The organism is Herbaspirillum sp. NPDC101397 (genome assembly GCF_044767325.1).
Taxonomy (GTDB): Bacteria; Pseudomonadota; Gammaproteobacteria; order Burkholderiales; family Burkholderiaceae_D; genus Herbaspirillum.
Genome location: NZ_JBIWNS010000001.1, coordinates 853,085 through 880,033 on the forward strand (window position 1 = coordinate 853,085; position 26,949 = coordinate 880,033).

The 26,949-nt window shown below is 60.9% G+C and carries 22 protein-coding genes; 11 read left to right on the top strand and 11 right to left on the bottom strand.

The window, feature by feature from the left end; genetic code table 11:
- Positions 1-99 precede the first annotated feature (99 nt).
- The 8 genes from def to ACIROW_RS03775 all read right to left on the bottom strand — a co-directional run bounded on the left by def (position 100) and on the right by ACIROW_RS03775 (position 12,427).
- Positions 100-636, bottom strand: a complete 537-nt coding sequence (gene def, locus ACIROW_RS03740) for a peptide deformylase (RefSeq protein ID WP_116432501.1) — start codon at positions 634-636, stop codon at positions 100-102.
- A gap of 25 nt (positions 637-661) precedes the next feature.
- Positions 662-1,549 carry a UTP--glucose-1-phosphate uridylyltransferase GalU gene (gene galU, locus ACIROW_RS03745; RefSeq protein WP_116432500.1) on the bottom strand — a complete coding sequence of 296 codons (888 nt, stop codon included), beginning with the start codon at positions 1,547-1,549 and terminating at the stop codon, positions 662-664.
- Positions 1,550-1,639: 90 nt separating this feature from the next.
- On the bottom strand, positions 1,640-3,721 hold the full coding sequence (ligA, locus tag ACIROW_RS03750) for an NAD-dependent DNA ligase LigA (RefSeq protein ID WP_402272027.1): 2,082 nt from the start codon (positions 3,719-3,721) through the stop codon (positions 1,640-1,642).
- A 31-nt stretch (positions 3,722-3,752) separates the two neighbouring features.
- Complete coding sequence (locus ACIROW_RS03755) at positions 3,753-5,117, bottom strand: cell division protein ZipA C-terminal FtsZ-binding domain-containing protein (RefSeq protein ID WP_402272030.1); 1,365 nt, start codon at positions 5,115-5,117, stop codon at positions 3,753-3,755.
- Entirely contained in the window at positions 5,114-5,287 is a 174-nt protein-coding gene (locus ACIROW_RS03760) for a hypothetical protein (protein WP_402272033.1), read from the bottom strand. The genes ACIROW_RS03755 and ACIROW_RS03760 overlap by 4 nt, the downstream gene beginning before the upstream one ends.
- Positions 5,288-5,571: 284 nt before the next feature.
- Positions 5,572-9,099 carry a chromosome segregation protein SMC gene (gene smc, locus ACIROW_RS03765; RefSeq protein WP_402272036.1) on the bottom strand — a complete coding sequence of 1,176 codons (3,528 nt, stop codon included), beginning with the start codon at positions 9,097-9,099 and terminating at the stop codon, positions 5,572-5,574.
- Positions 9,100-9,313: 214 nt separating this feature from the next.
- Entirely contained in the window at positions 9,314-11,065 is a 1,752-nt protein-coding gene (locus ACIROW_RS03770) for a methyl-accepting chemotaxis protein (protein WP_402272038.1), read from the bottom strand.
- A 168-nt stretch (positions 11,066-11,233) separates the two neighbouring features.
- Positions 11,234-12,427: a branched-chain amino acid ABC transporter substrate-binding protein gene (locus ACIROW_RS03775; RefSeq protein WP_402272040.1), complete on the bottom strand. Its 1,194-nt coding sequence runs from the start codon at positions 12,425-12,427 to the stop codon at positions 11,234-11,236.
- A gap of 213 nt (positions 12,428-12,640) precedes the next feature.
- Here ACIROW_RS03775 and dapC point away from each other — a divergent pair, with 213 nt between their 5' ends.
- From dapC to ACIROW_RS03815, 8 genes are all read left to right on the top strand, one after another.
- The gene (dapC, locus tag ACIROW_RS03780) at positions 12,641-13,849 is read left to right on the top strand and encodes a succinyldiaminopimelate transaminase (protein ID WP_402272042.1); all 1,209 of its coding nucleotides are present in this window, start codon (positions 12,641-12,643) and stop codon (positions 13,847-13,849) included.
- A 123-nt stretch (positions 13,850-13,972) separates the two neighbouring features.
- On the top strand, positions 13,973-14,809 hold the full coding sequence (dapD, locus tag ACIROW_RS03785) for a 2,3,4,5-tetrahydropyridine-2,6-dicarboxylate N-succinyltransferase (RefSeq protein WP_007875794.1): 837 nt from the start codon (positions 13,973-13,975) through the stop codon (positions 14,807-14,809).
- A 122-nt stretch (positions 14,810-14,931) separates the two neighbouring features.
- A complete protein-coding gene (locus ACIROW_RS03790; RefSeq protein WP_402272045.1) occupies positions 14,932-15,294 on the top strand; it encodes an ArsC family reductase in 363 nt (120 codons plus the stop codon).
- Positions 15,295-15,309: 15 nt separating this feature from the next.
- On the top strand, positions 15,310-16,437 hold the full coding sequence (gene dapE, locus ACIROW_RS03795; protein WP_402272047.1) for a succinyl-diaminopimelate desuccinylase: 1,128 nt from the start codon (positions 15,310-15,312) through the stop codon (positions 16,435-16,437).
- A gap of 60 nt (positions 16,438-16,497) precedes the next feature.
- Positions 16,498-17,391, top strand: coding sequence for a 50S ribosomal protein L3 N(5)-glutamine methyltransferase (gene prmB / locus ACIROW_RS03800; protein ID WP_402272049.1), 894 nt, complete (start codon positions 16,498-16,500; stop codon positions 17,389-17,391).
- 76 nt (positions 17,392-17,467) lie between these two features.
- Complete coding sequence (locus ACIROW_RS03805) at positions 17,468-19,489, top strand: ATP-binding cassette domain-containing protein (RefSeq protein ID WP_402272051.1); 2,022 nt, start codon at positions 17,468-17,470, stop codon at positions 19,487-19,489.
- Positions 19,490-19,654: 165 nt separating this feature from the next.
- On the top strand, positions 19,655-20,461 hold the full coding sequence (locus ACIROW_RS03810; RefSeq protein WP_402272054.1) for a cystine ABC transporter substrate-binding protein: 807 nt from the start codon (positions 19,655-19,657) through the stop codon (positions 20,459-20,461).
- Positions 20,462-20,528: 67 nt separating this feature from the next.
- Entirely contained in the window at positions 20,529-21,188 is a 660-nt protein-coding gene (locus ACIROW_RS03815) for an amino acid ABC transporter permease (protein ID WP_402272056.1), read from the top strand.
- Between the two features lie 91 nt (positions 21,189-21,279).
- Here the strand turns inward: ACIROW_RS03815 and ACIROW_RS03820 are convergent, their stop codons facing one another.
- Positions 21,280-21,609, bottom strand: coding sequence for a hypothetical protein (locus ACIROW_RS03820; RefSeq protein WP_402272058.1), 330 nt, complete (start codon positions 21,607-21,609; stop codon positions 21,280-21,282).
- Positions 21,610-21,733: 124 nt separating this feature from the next.
- Here ACIROW_RS03820 and ompR point away from each other — a divergent pair, with 124 nt between their 5' ends.
- From ompR to ACIROW_RS03835, 3 genes are read left to right on the top strand one after another with little or no spacing between them, the layout of a single operon-like run.
- Positions 21,734-22,489 (top strand): two-component system response regulator OmpR, encoded by a 756-nt coding sequence (ompR, locus tag ACIROW_RS03825; RefSeq protein ID WP_034297488.1) that lies wholly within the window; start codon positions 21,734-21,736, stop codon positions 22,487-22,489.
- On the top strand, positions 22,489-23,898 hold the full coding sequence (locus ACIROW_RS03830) for an ATP-binding protein (RefSeq protein WP_402272060.1): 1,410 nt from the start codon (positions 22,489-22,491) through the stop codon (positions 23,896-23,898). The genes ompR and ACIROW_RS03830 overlap by 1 nt, the downstream gene beginning before the upstream one ends.
- 2 nt (positions 23,899-23,900) lie before the next feature.
- Positions 23,901-24,452 carry a flagellar protein FlhE gene (locus ACIROW_RS03835; RefSeq protein WP_402272062.1) on the top strand — a complete coding sequence of 184 codons (552 nt, stop codon included), beginning with the start codon at positions 23,901-23,903 and terminating at the stop codon, positions 24,450-24,452.
- Positions 24,453-24,470: 18 nt separating this feature from the next.
- On the opposite strand, the gene radA is transcribed toward ACIROW_RS03835, so the two are convergent.
- Positions 24,471-25,847, bottom strand: coding sequence for a DNA repair protein RadA (gene radA, locus ACIROW_RS03840; protein ID WP_402272065.1), 1,377 nt, complete (start codon positions 25,845-25,847; stop codon positions 24,471-24,473).
- An 11-nt stretch (positions 25,848-25,858) separates the two neighbouring features.
- Positions 25,859-26,947: an alanine racemase gene (alr, locus tag ACIROW_RS03845; RefSeq protein ID WP_402272068.1), complete on the bottom strand. Its 1,089-nt coding sequence runs from the start codon at positions 26,945-26,947 to the stop codon at positions 25,859-25,861.
- Positions 26,948-26,949 lie beyond the last annotated feature (2 nt).

The following is a 26,949-nucleotide window of genomic DNA, read 5'->3' on the forward strand; positions in this document are numbered from 1 at the left end:
GTAACCGGCAATAAAAAATCGCGTATGAAGTCAGACTTCATACGCGATTTTTTTATGAGATGAAGACATTGCAGTCTTCATCGGTCCGGCTTGATCGACTTAATCGTCGTCGTTCGGGTCCAGTTCAGGAAACAGGATTTCGGTGAAACCGAAACGCGTGAAATCCTTGATCCGCATCGGATACAGCACACCGATCAGGTGATCGCATTCATGCTGCACCACGCGCGCATGGAAACCATCGACGGTGCGATCAATGCGATTGCCCTTCTCGTCAACGCCTTCGTAGCGCAAACGACTCCAGCGCGGCACTACGCCACGCAGACCCGGCACCGACAAACATCCTTCCCAACCTTCATCCTGCTCGTCGCCCAGCGGCGTCAGGGTCGGATTGATCAGCACTGTTTCCGGCACTTCGGGCGCGTCGGGATAGCGCTGGTTCTTCTTGAAACCGAAAATCACCAGCTGCAGGTTGACGCCGATTTGCGGCGCCGCCAGGCCTGCACCGTTGACCGCGCGCATCGTCTCGAACATGTCGGCGATCAACACGTCCATTTCCGGCGTGCCGAATTGCTGCACCGGTTCGGCCTGCCGCAGCAGGCGCGGATCGCCCATTTTCAGAATGTCACGTATAGCCATGTTGGTCCCCTTGCCCTGCCTTGCTTCAGGAGTTGATGTCGAGCTGCTTCAGGTATTCGGTGAACGCCGCACCGGTCTCCGGATGCTTCATGCCCATCGCTACCGTGGCCTTGAGATAACCGAGCTTGGAACCGCAATCATAGCGCTGGCCTTCGTAGCGATACGCCAGCACAGTCTGCGCATGCATCAGTGCAGCGATACCGTCGGTCAATTGAATCTCGCCGCCGGCGCCCTTGCCGATGGTTTCGAGGTACTCGAAAATACGATTGTTGAGCACGTAGCGGCCGACCACCGCCAGCGTCGACGGCGCGACATCCGGTGCCGGCTTTTCGACGATGCCGTTGACGCGCTCCAGATTGGCCTGGTAGGCAGTAGCGCTGACAATGCCATATTGCTTGGTGTCGCTGCGCGGTACGTCCTGCACGGCCAACAGACTCAGGCCTTCGCGCTCGTAGACTTCAGTCATCTGCGCCATGACCGGCTTCTGGCCCGGACCGACGTCCATGAAATCGTCCGCCAGCAGCACGGCGAAAGGCTCGTCGCCGACTACCGGACGTGCGCACAGCACCGCATGTCCCAGGCCCAATGGCGCGGATTGACGAATGAAAATGCAGGTGACGTTCTTGGGAATCACGTTCTGGACGATGTCCAGCAATTGCTGCTTGCCGGCGGCTTCCAGTTCGGCTTCGAGTTCGTAGGCCTTGTCGAAATGATCTTCGATGGCGCGCTTGTTGCGGCCGGTGATGAACACCATTTCGGTAATGCCTGCGGCGACCGCTTCTTCCACCGCGTAGTGGATCAGCGGCTTGTCGACGATGGGCAACATTTCCTTCGGCTGCGCCTTGGTGGCCGGCAGGAAGCGGCTGCCCAAACCGGCGACAGGGAATACGGCTTTCTTGATTCTCTTGCTCATTGCAACTCCCGATAACATATTGAGTGGATTCACGTGGCGCCGGACGCATGAGCCATGATGCATGGCGTCATTATGGTCCAGTATCGCCGATTATTCTGCGGATGGCGCTTCCGGGCTGTCTTCAGGGCCGGTTTTGATCAGCAACTGCAGGGCGTCCTCGTCGAGGATGGCGATACCCAGCTCTTCGGCCTTGGTCAATTTGCTGCCGGCATCGGCGCCGGCCACTACATAGCCGGTCTTCTTCGATACCGAACCGCTGACCTTGCCGCCGGCCGCTTCGATCATCTGTGCCGCCTCGTCACGCGTCAGCGTCGGCAAGGTGCCGGTCAGCACGAACGTCTTGCCGGCCAGCGTCTTGGCCTGGATCTCGATGCCCGCGCCTTCACTCCAATGGATGCCGGCTGCGCGTAACTGATTCACCAGCTCGACGTTCAGGCCATCGGAGAAAAAGCTGACGATGGAGCGCGCCACCACCGGACCGACGTCGGCGACTTCCAGCAGTTGTTCTTCATTTGCCGCCAGTACCGCATCCATATTACCGAAGTGGCGCGCCAGTTCCTTGGCGGTCGCTTCACCGACGTGACGGATGCCGAGGCTATAGATGAAACGCGCCAGCGTGGTCGACTTGGATTTTTCCAATGCATCGAGCACATTCTGGGCCGACTTCTCTGCCATGCGGTCAAGCTCGGCCAGCGAGGTCAGGCCAAGGCGGTACAAATCCGCTGCGGTGGTGATGACATTTTTGTCGACCAGTTGTTCGATCAACTGATCGCCCAGGCCTTCGACATCCATGGCGCGGCGCGAGGCGAAATGCTGCAGGCCGCCCTTGCGCTGCGCCGAGCATTTGACCCAGCCGCCCGAGCAGCGCGCGATCGCTTCATCCTCAAGACGGATGATCTCGGAGCCGCATACCGGACACGTCTTCGGCATCTCGAAAGGCCTGGCATCGGCCGGACGCGACTCAGGCACATAGCCGACCACCTCCGGAATCACGTCGCCGGCGCGGCGCACGATCACGGTGTCGCCGATCTGGATATCCTTGCGGCGTACCTCGTCTTCGTTGTGCAGCGTCGCGTTGGTGACGGTCACGCCGCCGACGAACACCGGCGCCAGTCGCGCCACCGGCGTGATGGCGCCGGTGCGCCCCACCTGTACTTCGATGCCTTGCACCACGGTCAGCGCTTCTTGCGCCGGAAATTTATGCGCCAGCGCAAAACGCGGCGCGCGCGACACGAAACCAAGCTTCTGCTGCTGGTCGAGACGGTCCACCTTGTAGACCACGCCGTCGATCTCATACGGCAGTTCGGCGCGCTTGGCGCCGATGCCGTGGTAGAACTTCAGCAAACCTTCAGCGCCCCGCACCACTTCGCGTTCCTTGCAGACCGGCAGGCCCAGTTCTGAATACCAGTCGAGCAAGGCGGAATGCGATGCCGGCATGGGGACGCCTTCCAGCACGCCGATGCCATAGGCAAAAAATCGCAGGGTGCGCTGCGCCGTGATCTTCGAGTCGAGCTGGCGCAAGCTGCCTGCCGCGGCGTTGCGCGGATTGGCGAACTCCTTCTGGCCGGCGTCGCGCTGGCGTTGGTTGAGCCGGGCAAAATCGTCTTTGTACATCAGCACTTCGCCGCGTACTTCCAGTACCTGCGGCGCCTTGTCGCCATGCAGGCGCAACGGAATCGCGCGCACGGTGCGGATGTTGGCCGTGACATTTTCACCGGTGGTGCCGTCGCCGCGCGTGGCGGCGCCAACCAGCACACCGTCTTCATAACGCAGGCTGATGGCGAGACCGTCGAACTTCAGTTCGGTGGCGTAATCGATGTCGGCCTCGGAAGACAAGCCGTCCTTGACGCGTTTGTCGAAGGCGACGATGTCTTCATCGTCGAAGCCGTTGCCCAGCGACAGCATCGGGACCGCGTGACGCACCTGCTCGAATTGCGGCAGCGGCGCGCCGCCGACGCGCTGGGTGGGCGAGTCGCTGGTGGCCAGTTCGGGATGTTCTGCTTCCAGCGCCTGAAGCTCGTGGAACAGCTTGTCGTATTCGGCGTCGGGAATACTGGGATTGTCGAGGACGTAGTAGGCGTGGTTGTGACGGTCCAACGCCGCCTTGAGCCAGGCCGCCCGCGCGCGCCAGTCGCCTGGCGCTGCGGGTGCTGAATGTGAATCTGGGTGCATGGTAGGAGCGCTCGAAAAGTAGCGCGCAAGCTTAACTGAAGAGGCGCATCGCGCGCTTGGAGCCGGCCGGGATTTCTGCCGATTCCATGGCGCTGTAGAACGCGCCGACCTGCTCGGCGATATCGCTCAGCGCGGCGTCCGACAGCAACTGATCGCTGTCGTCGACCACGGTGCCGCCCAGGCGCATGGCCAGGGAGCGTGCGCAGGCGATCATGGCGCCGTAACCGTCGCGCGCCGGGCCTACACGCGGCACGTCCAGCAACAGCGTGAGGCGATCCGTTGTTTCGGCGGCGCCGGTGACGTTGGTCGACATCGAGAACAGCACTTCCCCTTCGCCGTCCTGCATCACCAGATGGCCGTCGGTGCGACGATCAAAGCCCTGGCGGGTCAATGCCGCGAGCAAGGTGGTGACGTTCCACGGTGCGCCATTGGAGCGCACGTTGACGCCCAGCTGGACATCGTGATCCATGACGAATTGGTGCAGCGCCTGCGCCGTTTTCATGACATCGATCATGTCGGGAATTTCCGGCTCGGCGCCGATTACATCGGTGAACTCACGCAGACGCACGATCAGTTCGGAATACTCCAGCTCGTTGAGTCCGTTATTGCGATTGGCCAGTTGCACGCCGGCCAGCAAGGCGTTGTAGGAGCTGCCGTGGCCGATCGGCTCCCATTCGCCTTCTGTCGTGCGACCGACGAAATTCACGGTCTTGTTGCCGACATGGCGCAGGTTCTGTACGCCGGGCAACAGCTTCTCGCCGCGCACGGCGACTTCCAGCGCAATCGGGATGATGCAGTCGACCAGCTCATCGACCGGCAATTCGCGTTGGGGCGCTGCGAGCGTTTGCCCCGCTTGCTCACCGGCAAACATCTCGGTGTCGTTGAGCGTGGCTTCGACATGACTCAGGTCAGTATTCAGATTATCCACGTTCAGCGGAGCGGCCAGATAATCGTCATGGCTGTCGAGCGGCGTGTCGATCGACAGGTAGGGTTCGACCGGTGTGTCAAGATCCGCTTCCGTGACCGGCGGCGTGATCGGTTGCTGTTCTGGCGCGGGCACTTGCGGCCGACGCTCCGGCATCTGGTACAGCTCGGGCTCGACGCGTTCATCGTCGTCATACATCGACAGCGGCGACTTCGCGGCAGGCGCCGTCGGGGCTGGTGCCGCCTGGAAAGACTGCGGCGCAGCTGCCGCCGGCGCACTGTTCGCCGCCGACCTGGTCGGGGCAAGCGGTTGCGTCGCGCTGTCGGCGTTCATCAGCACATCATCGTGATCCGACGAAAACGCGCGCTCGACGGTTTTGCGCGTCTTGTGCTCTTGCCATTTATTGTAGGAAATCACGCCCACGACGATCACGCCGCCGATAACGATCAGGCTGGTCTGGAGGTCTGTCATGCCGAATGCACCTTGGAATTTTTCTTGGAAGCGAGGCGCGCTGCGGCATTGCCGGCGCCGGCCATCACTGCGGTGGTTGAGAGAATTGCAGTTGCTGCAGCCGCTGCGGCCTTGCCCTGGCGGGCGGCGCGGCGGACATCAACTGCGTTCAGTTCAATAAAACTGGTCATAACTGGTCTTTGTGGATTCCTGAGAGTCGACGGCACACGGCGTTCAATTGCTTCCTGAATATCCGTACAGCAGCAAAAGTACGCCTGGTCCGCCATTACCGTCTTGTTATTCTTTGTCTGGATCGCTTTGCATCAGCAGCGCTGAAGTCACGCTAAAGCCCTTGTATGACAAGCTGTTCAGGGTAGTGTTCCCCCTTTGGCTTGTCAAGCTGTCCAGCCTATGAAAAACGGCGCGTCAGCGCCGAAATTCGCGACTCGCGCGCGGCATGCAAAAACCAGACGGCCTAAGCCGCCTGCACCTCCGACGTGAAGTTGGCCGCCGCCTCCATGTCGACCGCCACGATGCGCGACACGCCCTGCTCCTGCATGGTCACGCCGATCAGCTGATTGGCCATTTCCATCGCGATCTTGTTATGCGAGATGAACAGGAACTGGGTGTTGGACGACATGCGCTTGACCATATTGCAGAAGCGCTCGGTGTTGGCATCGTCGAGCGGTGCGTCCACTTCGTCCAGCAGACAGAACGGCGCCGGATTCAGCTGGAACATCGAGAACACCAGCGCAGTCGCCGTCAGCGCCTTTTCACCACCGGACAGCAGGTGAATCGTGGCGTTCTTCTTGCCGGGCGGTTGCGCCATGACCTGCACGCCGGAATCGAGGATTTCGTCGCCGGTCATGGTCAGCTTGGCCTGGCCGCCGCCGAACAGGATCGGGAACAGCTCGGCGAAGTGGCCGTTGACCTTGTCGAAGGTGTCCTGCAGCAAGCCGCGGGTTTCGATGTCGATCTTGTGAATGGCGTCCTGCAGCGTGGTGATCGCTTCGTTGAGGTCGACGTACTGCGCATCGAGGAAATTCTTGCGTTCGGAGGCGGTCGCCAGCTCGTCCAGCGCCGCCAGATTGACTGCGCCCAGCGCTGCAATCGCATTGGTCAGGCGGGTCACTTCGCCTTGCAGGTAGGAAGGACGCATGTCGTCGGTGAGCTTCTCGGCCAGCGCCGCTTCGTCGGCCTGGGTGTTGGCCAGCGCTTCGGTGAATTGCTCCTGGTTCAGACGTGCGGCCTGCTCCTTCAACTGCAGCTCGGTAATGCGGTCGCGCTGCGGTTGCAGGCTACGTTCGGCTTGCAGGCGCGCCTCTTCATGATGGCGCAGCTGTTGCGACAACTGGTCGAGTTCATGGCGGGCGTCGGCCAGCGCACGTTCCTGATCGGTGCGCTTGTCCAGCAAGGATTGCAAACCGGCTTGCGCCGCTTGATCATCGAGGCTTTCCAATTCGAGACTGCCCTGCTGCATGCTGGCGAACAATTGCGCGGCCTGCTCCAACGCAGTGGCGATGCTGCGCTTGAGTTCGTCGATCTTGTTGCGCTGCGACTTTTCGGAGAACTCCGCTTCCTGGGCGGCGCGCTCGAGTTCGCGCAGGCGCAGGCGTGCGTCGTTGAGCTGCTGCTCCTTGCTGAGGTAATCGGTCTGACCGTTTTCATGCGACTCTTGCAGCTCGGCCAGCTCGATGTCGAGCTGTTCGAACTTGGCTTCGGATTCGGCCTTGATCTGTTGCTGTTCGACTTCCTGCATTTCGATTTCGGCAAGGTCGGCCACGATCTGCGTGCTGCGCTGGTTGAAGCGCTCCTGTACTTCCGACAGCTTCATTACTTCGATCTGCAAGCTGTGCACCGACTGGGTCAGGCCGGCGACGCGCTGGCGCAGTTCCTGCAGGCGCTGAGTGGCGCCGGTCACGGCGGCATCGGCGCGCACGGCGCGCGATTTGGCTTCTTCGGCCAGCATGTACTGGGCGCGCTGCTGCTTGGTCAGGTTTTCGATTTCCTGCTGGCGCGCCAGCATGCCGTCCTGCTCCGAATCGGAGGCATAGAAACGCACGCTCGACTGGCTCACCACGTGGCCTTGCTTGGTCACGAAGAACGCGCCCGCCGGCAGCTTGCTGCGATCGACAAATGCGCTGGCGGTGTCGTCGGCGATGAAGACATTGTGCAGCCAGTCCTGCATCAGCGCGCGCAAACCCGGATCGTTGAGTTGCAGCAGGTTGATGAAAGGCTTCAGGCCATTCGGCGCTGATTCGGCGGGAGCGGCTGTCGGATTCGGCGCGAACAGCGCCAGCTTGGCCGGTGGCGCGTCGTTGAAGAAGGCCTTGGCCCAGTCCAGGTTCGACACTTCCAGCGCCGACATGCGTTCGCGCAACACCGACTCCAGCGAAGTTTCCCAGCCGGCGTCGATATGCAGCTTCTGCCACAGGCGCGGGAGATTGGCCAGCTCGTGCTTTTCCAGCCAAGGCTGCACCTTGCCCTGGGTCTGCACGCTTTCCTGCAGTTGCTTGAGCGCCGACTGACGGGCTTCCAGCTGCGCCAGGTCGGAGGTTTCCTTGCTGACCAGTTCCTGCGCGGTGCGACGCTCTTCTTCCAGCTTTGGCTGCTGCTCCTGCGCCTCTTCGAGGTACATGGAAGCTTCTTCCAGCGAGGCCTGCTTCTCCTCCAGCTGCAACTTGAGGTTGGACAGGTGCGCGTCGTCCGGCATGTTCAGGCCGCTCTTTTCCTGCATCAGGCGTTCGCGACGCACGGCCAGGCCTGACAGGATGTTGGAAGCGTTGCGCTGGTGCGCCGATTCCAGTTCGATCTGCTGCTGGATTTGCATGATCTTGCCGCGCGACTCGGTGGTCTTGAGTTGCGCTTCGCGCCATGCCTGCTCCAGCGTAGGCACCTTGTCGCTGCCGTCCTGCACGGCTTGCTGCGCCTGCTCGACGCGCATACCCTGCTCTTCAAGCTGGATCTCGGCTTCGGCCAGGTCGTCCTGGTGCTGCGTGCCCTGGCGCTGCCATTGGTCGCGCTGCGCGGTCAGCGAGTTGAGTTGCGATTGCAGACGGTTGCGTGATTCAATGACGAACTTGATCTGCGCTTCCAGGCTGCCGATTTCGGAATTGGTCTGGTACAGGTGGCCTTGCGCCGTATGCAGGCGATCGCCGGCGCCGTAGTGGGCCTGGCGCATGTGTTCCAGCTCGGTCTCGACGTGACGCAGCTTGGCGGTCTGTTCTTCCAGATCGATTTGCGCGCGCTCGATTTCGCGGAAGAATTTTTCCTGCTCGGCCTTGGCTTCGTTCTTGCGCAGCAGCCACAGCAGCTTTTGCTTTTCTTCCTGGTCGGCGGTGAGTTCGTTGAACTTCTTGGCGACGGCGGCCTGGGCTTCCAGCTTTTCGAGGTTGGTGTTGAGCTCGCGCAGGATGTCTTCGAGGCGTGTCAGGTTTTCGCGCGTGTCGTGCAGGCGATTTTCAGTTTCACGGCGGCGCTCCTTGTACTTCGACACGCCGGCGGCTTCTTCGAGGAAGATGCGCAGCTCTTCCGGACGCGCTTCGATGATGCGCGAAATCATGCCCTGGCCAATGATCGCGTAAGCGCGCGGGCCGAGGCCGGTGCCAAGGAAGATGTCCTGGATGTCGCGGCGGCGCACCGCCTGGTTGTTGATGTAGTACGACGAAGTACCGTCGCGCGTGAGGGTGCGCTTGACGGCGATTTCGGCGTATTGGCCCCATTGCCCGGCAGCCTTGCCCATGGCGTTGTCGAACACCAGTTCGACGGAAGCGCGCCCGGCCGGCTTGCGGTTGGTGGAGCCGTTAAAAATGACGTCCTGCATGGACTCGCCGCGCAGTTCGGAGGCCTTCGATTCGCCCAGCACCCAGCGCACGGCGTCAATGATGTTGGACTTGCCGCAACCGTTGGGGCCCACCACGCCCACCAGCTGTCCCGGCACCTGGAAATTCATCGGATCGACGAAAGACTTGAATCCTGACAATTTAATGGAATTTAAGCGCACGTTATCTACAATTTCACAGAGTTTGACGGAGGCAGGCAAATTCGCCCGCAATAGCCCGGTATCATAACATTCCGAGAGGGAAAACCGCTCAATTGGCGGCTTGCAAGAGCAATTGGCGCAGCTGCGGCGAGATCGCCAAAACAAACGGCTTGTCCGATCGCTCGGACAAGCCGTTGCAGCCTTGACTCAAGCGCGAACGCAAGCCCGCGCTTGCTTAAAAAGTTTCCCAGTCGCCGTCATTGACTGGAGTCGAAGCGGAAGAGGACTTGCCCGGCGCTGGTTTCGATGCCGCCGGGACGCGTGCGACTGCGGCCGAGGCCTTGCGCGGCTTAGTCGCAGACGCAGGCGCAGCCTTCGGAGCTACCGGAGGTGCGATCGCGGCGGCGCGAGCAACCGGCGCAGCGGCAACAGCCGAAACGCCGTCCGCCTGGAAGAACGCCACTGCATCCTTCAACCTGCGCGCCTGCTCTTCCAGCGAACCGGCTGCTGCAGCTGCCTGCTCCACCAACGCGGCATTCTGCTGCGTGGCCTGGTCCATTTGCGTGATCGCCAGATTGACCTGGCCGATGCCGCTGCTTTGTTCTTCGGTCGCCGAGGAGATTTCGCCCATGATGTCGGTGACACGCTGCACCGCATTGACCACCTCGCCCATGGTCTGGCCGGCGCGTTGCACAAGCTCCGAACCGCTGTCGACGCGCGTCACCGAATCATCGATCAACTGCTTGATTTCCTTGGCCGCCTGCGCGCTGCGCTGCGCCAGGCTGCGCACTTCGGAGGCGACCACCGCAAAGCCGCGGCCCTGCTCGCCGGCGCGCGCCGCTTCCACTGCCGCATTCAGCGCGAGAATGTTGGTCTGGAATGCAATACCGTCGATCACACCGATGATGTCCGCGATCTTGCGCGAGCTTTCCGTGATGCCTTGCATGGTGTCGACTACCTGCCCCACCACGTCACCACCGCGACGCGCGATGTCGGATGCCGTGTTGGCCAGTTGACCGGCCTGGCGGGCGTTGTCCGCATTCTGCTTCACGGTCGAGGTGAGTTCTTCCATGCTCGACGCGGTTTCTTCCAGCGAAGCGGCCTGCTGCTCGGTGCGCGAGGACAGATCCATGTTGCCGGCGGCGATTTCCTTGGCGCCGGTATCGATGGAGTCGGTGCCGGTGCGGATGCCGCTGATCACCGAAGACAGTCGCTCGCGCATCACGCTCATTTCATACAGCAGGCTGTTCTTGTCTCCCGGCCGCGTTTGGATCGCCATGGTGAGGTCGCCTGACGCAATGCGCGACGCCACTCCCACGGCATAAGAAGGCTCTCCGCCAAGGCTGCGCGTGATGTTGCGGATGATGGCCAGCATCATCGCCGACACCGCCACGCCGATCACGATCAGGATGCCGGCCAGCTTCAGCAGGTTCTTGTAGAAATCGCTTTCAACGTCATTGAGGAAGACGCCCGACACCAGCAGCCAGTCCCATGGCTGGTAGTAAATCAGGTAGCTGACCTTCTGCGTGCGATTGGTGTCATCAGCGCCCGGCAGGCGTCCCATGTAATTGACGTAACCGCGCTGCTGCGCCTTGCCGACCTTGACCATTTCGACGTAGTACAGTTTGCCGTCGCTGTCCTTGCGGTCGCCGACATTCTTGCCGACCACGCTCTTGTTGGTCGGGTGCATCAGCACCACCGGCTTGGAATCGAAGACGAAGATGTAATTGTCGTTGTCGTAGCGCATCGCGGCGATGCGTTCCAGCGCCTGCTTCTGGGCTTCCGCCAGCGAGGTCTTGCCGGCGGCGACCTCAGCTGCATAGCTCTTGAGGATGCCTTCGGCGGTTTCGACGACGCGCTTGAGTCCTGCTTCGCGCTCGTTGATCATGTTTTGCCGGGTATTGAGCGCCGACCACGCCGCCAGCACCAGCAAACCGATCCACATGACGACCAGCGCCAGCAGCAGTTTCGACTTTAATGTTTTCATTCTTGCAACTCCGTTCAGAGCGAATGGGGGAGATTTATTGTTGGACTGCGCACGATAGCTTACTTTGCAGCAAGTCCATCAGGCGAACAGGGCAGTTTCCTGCCTGCGATTGTTCAATTTGCTGCGCCGCCGCAGGATTGGCCCTGTCAGCCTCCAGAGCATTGATTGCTAACCGCCAAAGACTTTGACGATCTGCCATTTGTTTTGGGAGGCCCGGTAAAGCGTATAGGGAGGATTGTTTTTGCTGCCGTCAGGCGCAAATGAAATAGTCCCGGAGATGCCCGCATATTGCATGTTGTGCAAGGTCTCTACCGCCAGCCTCGCGTTGAGGGAATTGTTTTTCCTGCACGCCTCGATCAGCATGCCGACGGCGTCGTAGGAAAACATCGTGTACGCCGTCAGCGCCGAATCGAATTTCTTCCTGTACGCCTTTTCAAATTGTGAGTAACCGGACCGCGTTTCAACCGGCAAGCCCTGCAACATCAGATAGGTGCCGTCCCGATGCGATCCGGTTTGCGGAAACTCGTTGTTCACGGCGCCGCCATTGAGCAACAGTGTCGACGTCACTCCCATGCGTTGGGCATTCTGCGAAAAAGCGATCGCCTGCGGGCCGGTGCCGGCGAAAAAAAGCAAGTCCGCACGCTCGTTTTTCACGCGCGGCAAGACGGCGTTGAAGTCGGAAGTCTTGCTGTTGATTGTCTCGCGGAACAGGACATCTCCGCCGTCCCGCCGGATCTGCCGGGTAAAGGTTTCCGCAAGGCTGGTTCCCAGCATGCTGCTGTTATCTATGACGACGATGCGGCGGGCCTTCAGCGTATCGTAGGCAACATTGGCCAGATGGATCGCACTGGCTTCACTGTGCCCCAGTATCTGGAAGGCGGTGCGGTATCCGGTCTGAGAAAATTGCCGCCCGGCGGAGGTAGGTGAAATTTGTGGAATTCCCGCTTCGTTGTAGAACGGTGCGGCCGCGATACTGGTATCGGTCGTGACATGGCCGACCACCCCAACGACGCCTGCGGTGACAAAGGATTTGGCGACAACGCGCGCAAAATTCACATCGGACTGATCATCGCTGACGAGCAATTTGAAAAACACGCGCTTCCCGCCGATGACGAGGTTGCGCTGATTTGCGTCGTCCACGGCCATCTGCGCGCCGTCGCGCGCGCTAAAGCTCAGGTTGGACAGCGATCTTTTCCCCAGCCCGCCGGCAAAACCGATCAATACCGTCTGGACATCGTCGGCGGCGCACGCCGGCGTCGCTGACAGGAGCGCGGCAAGACCGCAGAGCACAACAGGCGTTGCAGCGGCAAAAAATGAAATGAATTGCCTTACGGACATTTCCCGCACGCACATGAAGTTCATGAGCCCTCCCCTGATCCTGCACGCGCCGGCCTGTCGCACATCACCCCGGCCACGTGGGTTCTTGTTGTACTTTCATGATGTGCATTTTTTATCGCCTTGTCAAAACATGCGGCGCCTGAATGCCGCCCCGACCGCCCGGAGCGCATCATCCCGGCAACAATCAGTATAATGTCGCCCTATCCCACCCTTGCTACGCGCCTCCGTGAATCCATTGTGAATCCATTACTCGACAAGCTGCAGCCTTACCCGTTTGAAAAACTCAAGAACCTGTTTTCCGACGTCACGCCCAATCCGGACTATCGCCACATCAGTCTCGGCATCGGCGAACCCAAGCATCCGACGCCGGCATTCATCAAGCAGGCCTTGACCGATAACCTGGCGGGGCTGGCGACCTATCCCACCACGATCGGCTCGGAAGCGCTGCGCAGCGCCATCGCCGGCTGGCTGGAGCGCCGCTACGGCTTGCCGAAAATCGATCCGGCCACGCAGGTGCTGCCGGTCAACGGTTCGCGCGAGGCATTGTTCTCGCTGACGCAGACCGTGGTCGATCCGTCGCAAAAAGATGCGCTGGTGATCTGCCCGAATCCGTTCTATCAAATCTACGAAGGCTCGGCCTATCTGTCGGGCGCGCAGCCGTATTTCGTCAATTCCGATCCGGCGCGCAATTTCGCCCCCGATTTCAGCCAGGTGCCGGACGATATCTGGCCGCGCGTCAAGCTGCTGTTCCTGTGCTCGCCGGGCAATCCGACCGGCGCGGTGCTGTCGCTCGATGACTGGAAGAAACTGTTCGAACTCTCTGATCGTTACGGCTTCGTGATCGCCTCCGACGAATGCTATTCGGAAATCTATTTCAAGGAAGAAGCCCCGCTGGGCGGCCTGGAAGCGGCGCACAAGCTGGGCCGCGGCTACGATCGCCTGATCGCCTTCTCGAGCCTGTCGAAGCGCTCCAACGTGCCCGGCATGCGTTCGGGCTTCGTGGCCGGCGACGCCGCGATCCTGAAGAAATTCCTGCTGTACCGCACCTATCATGGGGGCGCCATGAGCCCATCCATCCAGAACGCGTCGATTGCCGCCTGGAACGATGAGACCCACGTGCAGGAAAACCGCGTCAAGTACATCAAGAAATTCAGCCAGGTAACGCCGCTGCTGCAGGAAGTATTGGACGTATCGCTGCCGGACGCCAGCTTTTACCTGTGGGCCAAGGTCGATAAACTGACCTCGATCAGCGACACGGAATACGCCAAGCGCCTCTATGCCGAATATAATGTCACGGTATTGCCCGGCAGTTACCTGGCGCGCGAAGCCAACGGCGTCAATCCGGGTCAGCAGCGCATCCGCATGGCGCTGGTCGCCGAAGTGGAAGAATGCCTGGAAGCGGCGCAACGCATTGTCGCTTTCACACGCAAGCTGGCGGCGGCCTGAATCGGCGATTCGCCGCATCAGGCAAACTAAGCAGATCCACTCTCCGACGCGCCGTTTCATATCCGGTTTTCAACATTGAAACGCGCCTCGGTTTTTATTCATTTTCAACCTAGATAAAACAAGATGACCCAATCCATCCAGCAAATCATCGATCAGGCGTGGGAAGACCGCGCCAGCCTGTCGCCGAAGACCGCACCTGCCGACATCCGTAACGCCGTGGCGGAAGTCATCGCCGGCCTGAACGAAGGCACCCTGCGCGTGGCGGATCGCCAAAGCGTCGGCCAATGGCAAGTCAACCAATGGGTCAAGAAAGCCATCCTGCTGTCGTTCCGCCTCGAAGACAACGTCCCGGTCGGCTCCGGCATCCCCGGCTATCCGCAGTTCTACGACAAGGTCCCGACCAAGTTCGCCAACTACACCGCTGAAGATTTCGCCAAGGGCGGCTTCCGCGTGGTGCCGCCGGCAGTCGCACGCCACGGCTCCTTCATCGGCAAGAACGTCGTGCTGATGCCGTCCTACGTCAACATCGGCGCTTACGTCGATGAAGGCGCGATGGTTGACACCTGGGCCACCGTCGGCTCCGCTGCGCAAATCGGCAAGAACGTCCACCTGTCCGGCGGCGTCGGCATCGGCGGCGTGCTCGAGCCGGTGCAAGCCGGTCCGGTCATCATCGAAGACAACTGCTTCATCGGCGCCCGTTCGGAAGTCGTCGAAGGCGTGATCATCGAAGAAAACTCGGTGCTGTCGATGGGCGTGTACATCGGTCAGTCGACCAAGATCTACGATCGTGAAACCGGTGAAGTGCATTACGGCCGCGTGCCTGCCGGCTCCGTCGTGGTGCCGGGCAACCTGCCGTCGAAGGACGGCAAGTACAGCCTGTACGCTGCGATCATCGTCAAGAAGGTCGACGCGCAAACCCGTTCGAAGACCTCGATCAACGAACTGCTGCGCGGCGCTTAATCAGCTTCGCAGCACCATGAATTGCCGGCGCGTGCCGGCAATTCTGTTTGCAGCAAACCAAGAGATATGGCCGGCATGCATGACGCCGGCCTTCACTTTTTGTAAAACAGGATGTTGATTTCATGAGCAAGCAAGTCACTCTCTACGGCATTCCCAACTGCGACACGGTCAAGAAGGCGCGCACCTGGCTCGACGCCAACGGCGTTGCATACACCTTCCACGATTTCAAGAAGGCAGGCCTGGATGCCGGTCTGGTGAAAACCTGGCTCAAGGACATTCCCTGGGACACGCTGGTCAATCGCAAAGGCACGACCTGGCGCGGCCTGTCCGACGAACGCAAGGCGAGCATCACCGACAACGCCAGCGCCACGGCGCTGATCGTCGAGCTGCCGTCCATCGTCAAGCGGCCGGTGCTGCAAAACGGCGATGCACCGACGCACGTCGGTTTCACCGCAGACCTTTATCAACAGATTTTCAAGAACTGATTACAAGAATTCATCATGAGCAAAACCCTTGCCCTGACCCAGGAACTGATCGCCCTCTCCTCCGTGACGCCCGAAGACAAAGGCTGCCAGGCGCGCCTGGCTGAACTGCTGGCGCCGCTCGGCTTCGTCTGCGAAACCATCCAGTCCGGCGACGTCACCAACCTGTGGGCGCGCAAGGGTACGGCCCAACCGCTGCTGGCGTTTGCCGGACATACCGACGTGGTGCCGACCGGCCCGGTCGACAAGTGGCAATCGCCGCCGTTCGTGCCGACGCAACGCGACGGCAAACTGTTCGGCCGCGGCGCCTCCGACATGAAGACCTCGATTGCAGCGATGGTTGTCGCCGTGGAAGAATTCGTTGCAGCGCATCCTGATCACAAGGGCTCGATCGGATTCCTGATCACCAGCGATGAAGAAGGCCCGGCCACTGACGGCACCGTGATCGTCTGCAACCAACTGAAGGCACGAGGCGAACAGCTCGACTATTGCATCGTCGGCGAACCGACTTCGGCCAAACAGCTGGGCGACATGATCAAGAACGGCCGCCGCGGCACCATGTCCGGCAAGCTCATAGTCAAAGGCATCCAGGGTCATATCGCCTATCCGCAACTGGCGAAGAACCCGATCCACCTGGCGGCGCCGGCGCTGGCCGAACTGGTCGCAGAAAAGTGGGACGAAGGCAACGAATACTACCTGCCGACCTCGTGGCAGATGTCGAACATCCATGGCGGCACCGGCGCGTCGAACGTGATCCCGGGCGACGTCGTGATCGACTTCAACTTCCGCTTCTCGACCGCCAGCACGGTCGAAGGCCTGCAACAACGCGTGCACGCGATCCTCGACAAGCACGGCTTCGAGTACGACCTCAAGTGGACCGTTGGCGGCCTGCCGTTCCTGACCCCGCGCGGCAACCTGAGCGACGCCTTGTCGTCGGCGATCAAGGCCGAGACCGGCATCGACACCGAACTGTCGACTACCGGCGGCACCTCCGACGGACGTTTCATCGCGCAGATCTGCCCGCAGGTGATCGAGTTTGGCCCGCCCAATGACAGCATCCACAAGATCGATGAATACATCGAAGTACGCTACATCGATCCGCTGAAGAACATCTACCGCCGCACCATGGAAAACCTGCTGCTGTAGTCCGCAGCGGATCCAACCAGCCGGACCCTATTCACTATGTACAGACCGAGAATATCGATCATGACGCCAAACAATTTCGCCACCGTGCGCGACATCCTGCGCTACGCCATCACCAGCTTCAATACCGAGAAGCTGTTCTTCGGCCACGGCACCAACAACGCCTTCGATGAAGCCGCCTACCTGATCCTGCACACGCTGAAACTGCCGCTGGACCAGCTCGAGCCTTTCCTCGACGCGCGCCTGCTGCAAGGCGAGATCGACAATCTGCTGCGCGTGATCATGCGCCGCACCGAAGACCGCGTACCGGCCGCCTACATCACCAACGAAGCCTGGCTGGGCGGCTATCGCTTCTTCGTCGACGAGCGCGTGATCGTGCCGCGCTCCTTCATCGCCGAACTGATTCCCGAACACTTTTCGCCGTGGGTGCAAGATCCGGCGCAAGTCGAAAACATCCTCGACCTGTGCACCGGCTCCGGCTGCCTGCCCATCCTGTTGGCCGATGCGTTCCCACAGGCGCGCGTTGAAGCTGTCGACATTTCGCCGGAGGCGCTGCAAGTGGCGCGCCGCAACGTCGACGACTACGAACTGGGCGACCGCATCAACCTGGTCGAATCCGACCTCTACACCAAACTGCCTGCACGCAAGTACGACCTGATCATCAGCAATCCGCCGTATGTGAATTCGGACTCGATGAGCAAGTTGCCGCAGGAATACCTGCAGGAACCGCAGATCGCGCTGGCCGGCGGCAAGGACGGCATGGATCTGGTGCGCAAGATCGTCAAGGGCGCGGCACAGCGCCTGACGCCGAACGGCGTGCTGATCGTCGAGATCGGCAACGAACGCGCCTACGCCGAAGCCGCCTTCCCCGACCTGGAACTGACCTGGGTTACTACCAGCGCCGGCGACGACATGGTGTTCCTGGTGACGGCTGATCAATTGCAGCACCTGGCCTGATTTTTTGCGTCGTTTCTCAGTCTGAACTTTGAGCTTCGTTTCCACCTGATTTTTATTCTTTGATTGCAGTTTTCCGATGATTCGTTTTCAGCAAGTTACCCTGGCCCGCGGCGTTAAACCCTTGCTGGAGAATGTCGATGTCACCCTCAACCCGGGCGACAAGATCGGCCTCATCGGCGCCAACGGCGCCGGCAAATCCAGCCTGTTCGCCATGCTGCGCGGCGAACTGCATGCCGACCAGGGCAACATCGACTATCCGACCAAATGGCGCGTCGCCTATGTCGCCCAGGAAACTCCTGCGCTCGAACGCGCTGCAGTGGAATACGCGATCGACGGCGACGTCACCTTGCGCCGCCTGGAAGCCCTGCTGGCTGCAGCAGAAGCTGAACCGGAAAGCGCCGAAAACGGTATCCGCATCGGTGAACTGTACGGCGCCCTGGCCGACGCCGATGTCTACACGGTGCGTTCGCGCGCCGAGCAACTGCTGCTCGGCCTGGGCTTCACGCTGGAACAGATGGAGCGCCCGGTCGCGAGTTTCTCCGGCGGCTGGCGCATGCGCCTGAATCTGGCGCAGGCGCTGATGTGTCCGTCCGATCTGCTGCTGCTCGATGAACCGACCAATCACCTGGATCTGGACGCCATCATCTGGCTGGAAGACTGGCTCAAGCGCTATGCCGGCACGCTGATCATCATCTCCCATGATCGCGACTTCCTCGACGGCGTGGTCAACGTGATCGTGCATATCGACGAGCGCAAGCTGAAACGCTATTCCGGCAATTACTCCGCCTTCGAACGCCAACGCGCCGCTCAACTCGAACTGGCGGCCGGCATGATCGAGAAACAGATGCGTCAGCGCGCGCATTTGCACTCCTTCATTGACCGCTTCAAGGCAAAGGCGAGCAAGGCAAGACAGGCCCAAAGCCGCATGAAGGCATTGGCGAAGATGGAAGAACTGGCGCCTTTGCGCGCCGCGGCCGAGTTCTCTTTTGAATTCCGCGAACCTCTGTCGGCGCCGAATCCACTGCTGGTCATGGAAAAGGTCAACGCCGGCTATCGCAGCGAAGATCCTGAAACCTATGAAATCTCTGACAAGGTCATCGTCGGCAGCATCGATTTTTCACTGCAGACCGGCCAGCGTATCGGCCTGCTCGGCGTCAACGGCGCCGGCAAATCGACCCTGATCAAAACCATCGCCAACGAGCTGAACCCGATCGCCGGCACCGCCCAGTTCGGCAAAGGTCTGGTGATCGGCTACTTCGCCCAGCACCAGGTCGAAATGCTGCGCCACGACGAATCGCCGCTGTGGCATCTGGCACGCATCGCGCCGGACGTGCGCGAGCAGGAACTGCGCAACTTCCTCGGCAGCTTCAACTTCAACGGCGTCATGGCGTCGTCGAGCATCGCGCCGTTTTCCGGCGGCGAGAAAGCCCGCCTGGCGCTGGCGCTGATCGTCTGGCAACGCCCCAACCTGCTGTTGCTCGATGAACCGACCAACCATCTGGACCTGGAAACCCGCGAAGCCCTGACCATGGCGCTGGCGCAGTTCGAAGGCACGCTGGTCCTGGTGTCCCATGATCGCCATCTGCTGCGCGCCACCACCGACCAGTTCCTGATCGTCGCCGACGGCAAGCTGCAACCGTTCGACGGCGATCTGGATGATTACCGCGACTGGCTGTTCAAGACCAAGCTGGCCGCCAAGAACAGTGCGACGGAAGCAGCGCAGGCTGCGGCTGCCAAGCCGAAGGCCGAACCAACGATCGCCCAGAAAGCGCCGGAACCGGGTGCCGCCGTATCCGCAGCCCCGGTCGGCGACCGTCGCGAGCAGAAGCGTCTCGACGCCGGAGAGCGCCAGCGCCTGGCCGGCTTGAAAAAGCCGATCGAATCGCGCATCAAGCGCCTGGAAGAACAAATCGCCAAGTGCAATGAAAAGAAGGCCGTCATCGACGCCCGTCTGGCTGCACCGGACATCTACGACGCCGCCAACAAGGAAGAACTGAAAAAGCTGATCGCCGACCAGGCGTATTGCACCAAGGAACTGGAGCAACTGGAAGAAGACTGGCTGGGACAGCAGGAAGCGCTGGAGCAGCTGGTCGCCTGAGGGGACCGCTGAAGGCTTGGATAAGCGCGACGCCGGATCGTCTTTTATTCAGCCTGCCCATATAAACTTCTTACGTAGATGTCTTTGGTCTAAGATTGAAAAACGATTAAGCTGCTCGCATATCGGGTTTCCACCGATCAATACAGAACATCAAAAGGAACAGACATGGCATTCACTTCATTCCGCAAATTGTCCCCCTTGCTGGCCGGCTTGCTGCTGGTCAGCGCCACTGTCGGCGCTCATGCAGCCGACCTGCTCGATACCGTCAAGGCGCGCGGCACATTGAAAGTAGCGCTGGAAGGCAACTATCCACCGTTCAATTTCAAGGATCCGAAGACCAGCGAACTGACCGGCTTTGAAGTCGACGTCGCCAAGCTGCTGGCCGCCAAGCTGGGCCTCAAGCCCGAATTCACCACCACCGAGTGGAGCGGTATCCTGGCAGGCCTGGGCGCAGGCAAGTATGACGTCATCATCAACCAGGTCGGCATCACCGACGAGCGTCAGAAGGCGTTCGACTTCTCCGATCCGTACACCCTGTCGAGCGCGCAGCTGATCGTGCGCAAGGACGAGAAGCGCGAATTCAAGAGCCTGGAAGACCTGAAGGGCAAGAAACTCGGCCTGGGCCAGGGCACCAACTTCGAGCAGAAGGCCAAGGCCGTTCCCGGCATCGAAGTCAAGACCTATCCAGGCTCGCCTGAATACCTGGCCGACCTGGCCAGCGGCCGCATCGATGCAGCGCTGAACGACAGCCTGCTGGTCGGCTACCTGCTGAAATCGTCGAATCTGCCCCTGAAGGGCGGCTCGCCGATCGGCACCGTCGACAAGATCGGCATCCCGTTCCAGAAGGGCAACCCGCAATTCAAGGCCGCGCTGAACAAGGCCCTGGCCGAGATCCTCAAGGACGGCAGCTTCAAGCAGGCGTCGGTTAAATGGTTCGGCATTGACGTGAGCAAGCCGCCGACCGCACAATAAGCTCCGGATTCATTTCAAACCGATATCCCCGCACTGTTGCGGGGATATTTTTATTTGCCGACAAAAAATGGAAATTTGGAATTTGCTGCACCAGGCGGCGCCGATCATGCTCAGGGGTGTCGGCTATACGCTGCTGTTCGCCTTGTCCTCGATGCTGGGCGGACTGGTGCTCGGTTTCGTGCTGGCAGTGGCGCGCATCGTGCCGTGGAAGTTTGTCCATTGGCCCGCCGCCGTCTACGTCAGCCTGATGCGCGGCACGCCGCTGCTGGTACAAATTTTCGTGGTCTATTACGGCCTGCCCAGCATCGGCATTGAATTCTCGCCGCTCTCGGCGGGCGTACTGACACTGAGCCTGAATGCGGGGGCCTATTTGTCGGAGAGCCTGCGCGGCGCCATCCTCGGCGTCACACGCGGCCAATGGAGCGCCAGCTACAGTCTCGGCCTGACCTATGCGCAGACGCTGCGCTACGTGGTGGTGCCGCAAGCGGTTCGCATCGCCGTGCCGTCAATGAGCAATACGCTGATCAGCCTGATCAAGGACACGTCGCTGGTGTCGGTCATCACCGTCACCGAACTGATGCTGTCGACCAAGGAAATCATCGCAGTGACTTTTCGCCCGCTGCCCTTATATATCGCGGCGGCGATGGTGTACTGGTTCCTGAGCATCTGCTTTGAGGCCTTGCAGCATCGGCTGGAGAAAAAACTGGGACGCGCGCATCAGACCTGATCGCCCTACCCGCCTGCTTCGCCCACAAAAAAGCCAGGACTGAACAGCCCTGGCTTTTTGTTGTCTTTCCTGTCGCGTCGTCAGCGTTTGATCAACGTTTGACGCGATAAATATCCTGACCCGCTTCGTCAATCTGGCGTCGGAGCTCGCGCCGTTCGTCGGGGCTCAATTTGCCGCGGCGCTGGTTGGCGTCCTGCTCTTGCTGCTGAGGACGGTTGCCGCCGTTGCCGAAATTATTACCGCCCGGACGACGGAAATCGGTCGGTTGCCCCTGACCGCCGCGCGGCCCTTCCGGAGGGCGCGCGAGCGCGCCGGCAGCGCTCAGCGCAAGCACGACTGCAGCAATACCTATCCTTCTTATTACGGCAATATTCATAGCGGCATTTTTCCACATTTCCAAGCCATCGACAAAGTGCTTCATCAATGTAGCCAGTGTAGGTTGCCCGGCCGGATGGTATAAGATGATTAAGGTAAGGTATGTAACAGTTTGTAATCTTTGGCCTGTTACATATTGCCGATCGCCGCGAAGACGCTACCATAACGCCATGAATACGACCAACACAAGCACGACAGCTACTCCGGCCCACCAATCAAAAGTCCTGGTGGTGGATGACGACATCCGTTTGCGCGACCTACTGCGCCGTTACCTGACCGAGCAGGGCTTCAACGTCGTCACGGCGGAAAACGCCCAGGCGATGAACAAACTCTGGATCCGCGAGCGTTACGATCTGCTCGTGCTGGACCTGATGCTGCCCGGTGAAGACGGCCTCGCCATTTGCCGCCGCCTGCGCGGCGCCGGCGACCAGACGCCGATCATCATGCTGACAGCCAAGGGCGAAGATGTGGATCGCATCATCGGCCTCGAAATGGGCGCCGACGATTACCTGCCCAAGCCATTCAATCCGCGTGAGCTGGTAGCGCGCATCAATGCAGTCCTGCGCCGCAAGGGTCCGGACGAATTGCCGGGCGCGCCTTCGGAATCGCCGGAGTCATTCGAGTTCGGTGAATTCGTGCTCGATCTCGGCACCCGCACCCTGAAGAAAAAAGGCGAAACCGTGCCGCTGACCACCGGTGAATTCTCTGTGCTGAAAGTTTTCGCACGCAACGCGCGCCAGCCGCTCTCGCGCGAGAAGCTGATGGAAATGGCGCGAGGCCGCGAATACGAAGTATTCGACCGCAGCCTCGACGTCCAGATTTCGCGCCTGCGCAAACTGATCGAACCTGATCCGGCCAATCCGTTGTACATCCAGACCGTATGGGGCCTCGGTTACGTCTTCATCCCCGAGGGCAAGCCGCGCTGATGCGCCTACCCAATCCGGCCACCGGCATTCACAACATGAGCTATCAAGCGCGCCAACGATGGTTCAGCAACGGTTTGTTCTGGCGCACCTTCTTTTTGCTGACCTTCCTGATCACCGCCAGCATGGTGGCGTGGGTGGCCAGCTTCCGCATGGTCGAACGCGGCCCGCGCGCAGAGCAGCTCGCTGCGCAGATCGTCTCCGTCGTCACCATCACGCGCGCCGCCCTCACCCACTCGGCACCGGAAATGCGCCGCGAACTGCTGTTCGACCTGGCCAGCAACGAAGGCATCCGCATCTATCCGCTCGAAAAAACCGACAAGATTGCGCCGCCCGACGATTCGCCGGTGTTGCCGGAGCTGGAGTTTTACGTCAAGCAGGCGATGGGCGACGACACCCAGTTCGCCTCGGGCGTCAACGACGTCGACGGCTTCTGGATCAGCTTCAAAATCGATGAGGACCAATACTGGCTGATGCTTGATCGTGGCCGGCTGGATCGCACCTCGAGCCTGCAATGGCTGGGCTGGGGCTCGATTGCACTGGTGCTGTCGCTGATCGGCGCGGTGTTCATTTCGACCCTGATCAACCAGCCGCTGGCGCGGCTGACCGCCGCCGCGCGCGCCATCGCCAAGGGCAAGCAACCCGATCCGCTGCCGGAATCGGGACCGACTGAAATCCGCGAAGCCAATCTCAGCTTCAATCAGATGGTGGCCGATCTGGATCGCATCGAATCCGACCGCGCCGTCATCCTGGCCGGCATTTCTCACGATCTGCGCACGCCGCTGGCGCGCATGCAGCTGGAAGTCGAAATGGCAAGGCTGTCCGACGAAGCGCGTGACGGCATGCATTCCGACCTGGCGCAGATGGATGCCATCATCGGCCAGTTCCTCGACTACGCCAAACCGTTCGACAGCAGCAGTTTCATGCCCGTGGATTTGTCGGGACTGCTGGAAGACGCCGCCAACAACTCCAAGCGCCTGAGCGACGTCATGGTCAGCACGGCCATCGCGCCCGGCATTGAAGTCATGGGCAACACCGTCGAGCTCGAACGCATCATCAGCAATCTCATCGAAAACGCGCGGCGCTACGGCAAGACCGACGGCACAGATGTCGCCAACATCGACATCCTGTGCAAGATCGAAGACCGCCACGTCAAAGTCGAAATTTCCGACCATGGCCCAGGCGCGCCGGACAGTGAGCTCGAACATCTGCTGCGCCCGTTCACGCGACTCGATACCGCACGCGGCCAGGCCAACGGCTCCGGACTCGGTCTGGCGATCGTCAACCGCATCGTGATCCGCCACAACGGCAAGCTGGCCCTGCGCAATCGCGACGGCGGCGGTCTCGTGGTGCAGATGATGTTCCCGACAGTTCCGGTTCGCGGCGGCAATCCGCGCAAGCAGGCGGCCTAGCCGTGGCGCTGTTGCGCACGGCGCTCGTCGCTACGCTCGGCCTTGCTCTTGCAGGCACCGTTGTGGCACAGACCCGCGTTGACCGCACGCTCAGCGTTCCGGCTACCGGCGCCCCTGCCATCGTCGCGCCACATGCCGCCGTGATTGCACCGCCACCGCAAAATACACTGCCGCCACCTCCGGCTCCCCGCGGACCGAGCGGCTCTTACGCCGCCGACGCCATGGGCGCCACCATCCTCGCAAAAAACGCGGATTACGAGACCACCTTTTCCATCAGCACGCCGGTGCCTCCGGGTGCGACGATCAGCAATGTGTCATGGAGATACGGCTTGTCGGAAAAGCCCGTGGGATTTGAAGCGGTTCTGTGCTGGAACAACCGCCAGCGCTGCTGGAACGTGACCAACAACGCCAGCGGCAGCACCGGCGCCTTCAACGGCAAGGACGCCGCGCAACCGTTCACGCTGCATTACCGTGTCAAGGGCGGCGGCCAGCTCGGGCCGCCGGCGCGCGGCGAAATGAATCAGGTGATCGTCACCTATCAGCTACCGGGCTGAGCCCGCGCTTCGACACCATCATTCGTCGATGTTGCGGATCTTCTGCAAGGCCTCGTCGATGCGTTCGACGGCAACCACTTTCAATCCCTCGATGTCCTGCTTCGGCGCGTTGGCCTTCGGGATCATCGCGATCGAGAATCCCAGCTTGGCCGCTTCGCGCAGACGTTCCTGTCCACGCGGCGCGGGACGGATCTCGCCGGCCAGGCCGACTTCGCCGAACACCACCAGGCCGCGCGGCAGCGGCTTGTTGCGCATCGATGAATTGATCGCCAGCAGCACCGCCAGGTCGGCGGCCGGCTCGGTGATCTTGACGCCGCCGACGGCGTTGATGAAGACGTCCTGATCGAAGGCGGCGATGCCGGCATGGCGGTGCAACACGGCCAGCAGCATCGCCAGACGGTTTTGCTCGAGGCCGACCGACAAGCGGCGTGCGTTGGGCACGTGCGAGCTGTCGACCAGCGCCTGGATTTCCACCAGCAAGGGACGCGTGCCTTCCTGTGTGACCATCACGCAGGAACCCGGCACCTGGCTGTCATGCTGCGACAGGAACAGCGCGGAGGGATTCGACACGCCCTTGAGGCCCTTCTCGGTCATGGCAAACACGCCGAGTTCGTTGACCGCACCGAAGCGGTTCTTGAACGCGCGCACCAGCCGGAAACTGGAATGCGTGTCGCCTTCGAAATACAGCACCGTGTCGACGATATGTTCGAGCACGCGCGGACCGGCCAGCGCGCCTTCCTTGGTGACGTGGCCGACCATGATGATGGTGGTATCGGAGGTTTTGGCGAAACGCGTCAATTGAGCCGCGCATTCGCGCACCTGCGCCACCGACCCCGGCGCCGACGTCAGCGCGTCCGAATAGACGGTCTGAATCGAGTCGATGACGGCAACGTCGGGCTTGTGCTCGGTCAGCGTCGACAAGATCTTTTCGAGCTGAATTTCGGCTTGCAGCTTGAGATCCTTGGCATCCACCGCCAGACGTTTCGCGCGCAAGGCGATCTGCGAACCCGACTCTTCACCGCTGACATATAGCACGTGCTTGAGTTTGGAAATATTGCCCAGCGCCTGCAGCAGCAAGGTCGATTTACCAATGCCCGGATCGCCGCCGATCAGCACCACGCCACCCGGCACCAGGCCGCCGCCGAGCACACGGTCGAACTCTTCAATGCCGGTGCCGAAACGCGGTACGTCAATCGCTTCGATATCGGCCAGCGACAACACCGGCGCAGTCTGCGCCAGGCCCTGAGGCTGATTGGAATAGCGATTGACACCGGCCGTTTCAACCAGGGTTTCCACCAGCGTATTCCACTGGCCGCAGGCCGGGCATTGCCCCGCCCATTTGTTGCTGACGCCGCCGCATTCGGTGCACGTGTAATTCGTTTTGGCTTTTGCCATATCGGTTCTTCTCAGTTTTTCTCTTGCACGCTGACGCGCGGCGCCAATGCACACATCAATTCATAGCCGATCGTGCCCGCTGCAAACGCGACCTCGTCGATCGGAAGTTCTTCGCCCCACAACACCACCTGGCTGCCCACGCCGGCGCCTGGGATATGGCTCAGGTCCACCGTCAGCATGTCCATCGATACCCGTCCGATGGTGCCGGTGCGCACGCCGTCGACAATCACCGGCGTGTTGTTGGGGGCGTGGCGGGGATAGCCATCGGCGTAACCGCAGGCGACAATACCGATCTTCATCGCTTTGTCGGCGACAAAACGGCTGCCGTAGCCGACTGCGTCGCCGGGGCCGATCTCTTGCACGCCGATGATCTTGCTCTCCAGCGTCATCGCCGCACGCAAGCCGAACTCCTTCGCAGTACCGCCGCCCGGCGTGCCGCCGTACAGCATCACACCGGCGCGCACCCATTCGTAAGCCAGGTCGGCATGCATCAGGTCGGCTGCCGAGTTGGCCGCGCTGTGCGCTCCTGCCAACCCTGCGGTGGCGGCATTGAAACGCTTCACCTGTTCGGCCAGCGGCAAGTCCGGATTGGCGGGATCGTCGGCATTGGCGAAATGCGTGATCATGGTGATGCTGCGCACGCAGGCCAGCTGCTGCAGGCGTTCGTAGGCGGCGCGATAGACCTCCGGCCTGAAGCCGAGGCGGTTCATGCCGCTGTTCATCTTGAGGTGGACGTCAAACTGCGCTGCCTGTGCATCAAGGCCGGCCGCTTCCAGCAATGCGATCTGCTCGTCGCAATGCACGGCGAACTGCAAGCCGTGCTGCGCCAGCACCGGGATGTCGTCGGCGTCGAAGAAGCCTTCCAGCAGCAGGATGGGCTTGGTCCAGCCCAGTTCGCGCAGTTGCACCGCATAATTGACCTCGATCAGCGCCAGGCCGTCGGCGTCGGCAAAGGCGCGCACGGCGCGTCCCAGGCCATGGCCGTATGCCTGCGCCTTGACCACAGCCCAAGCCTTGGCATGCGGCGCACGTGATTTGGCGACGGCGAGATTATGTTGTAGTGCAGAAATATCAATAGTGGCGACGATTGGTCTTGGCATAA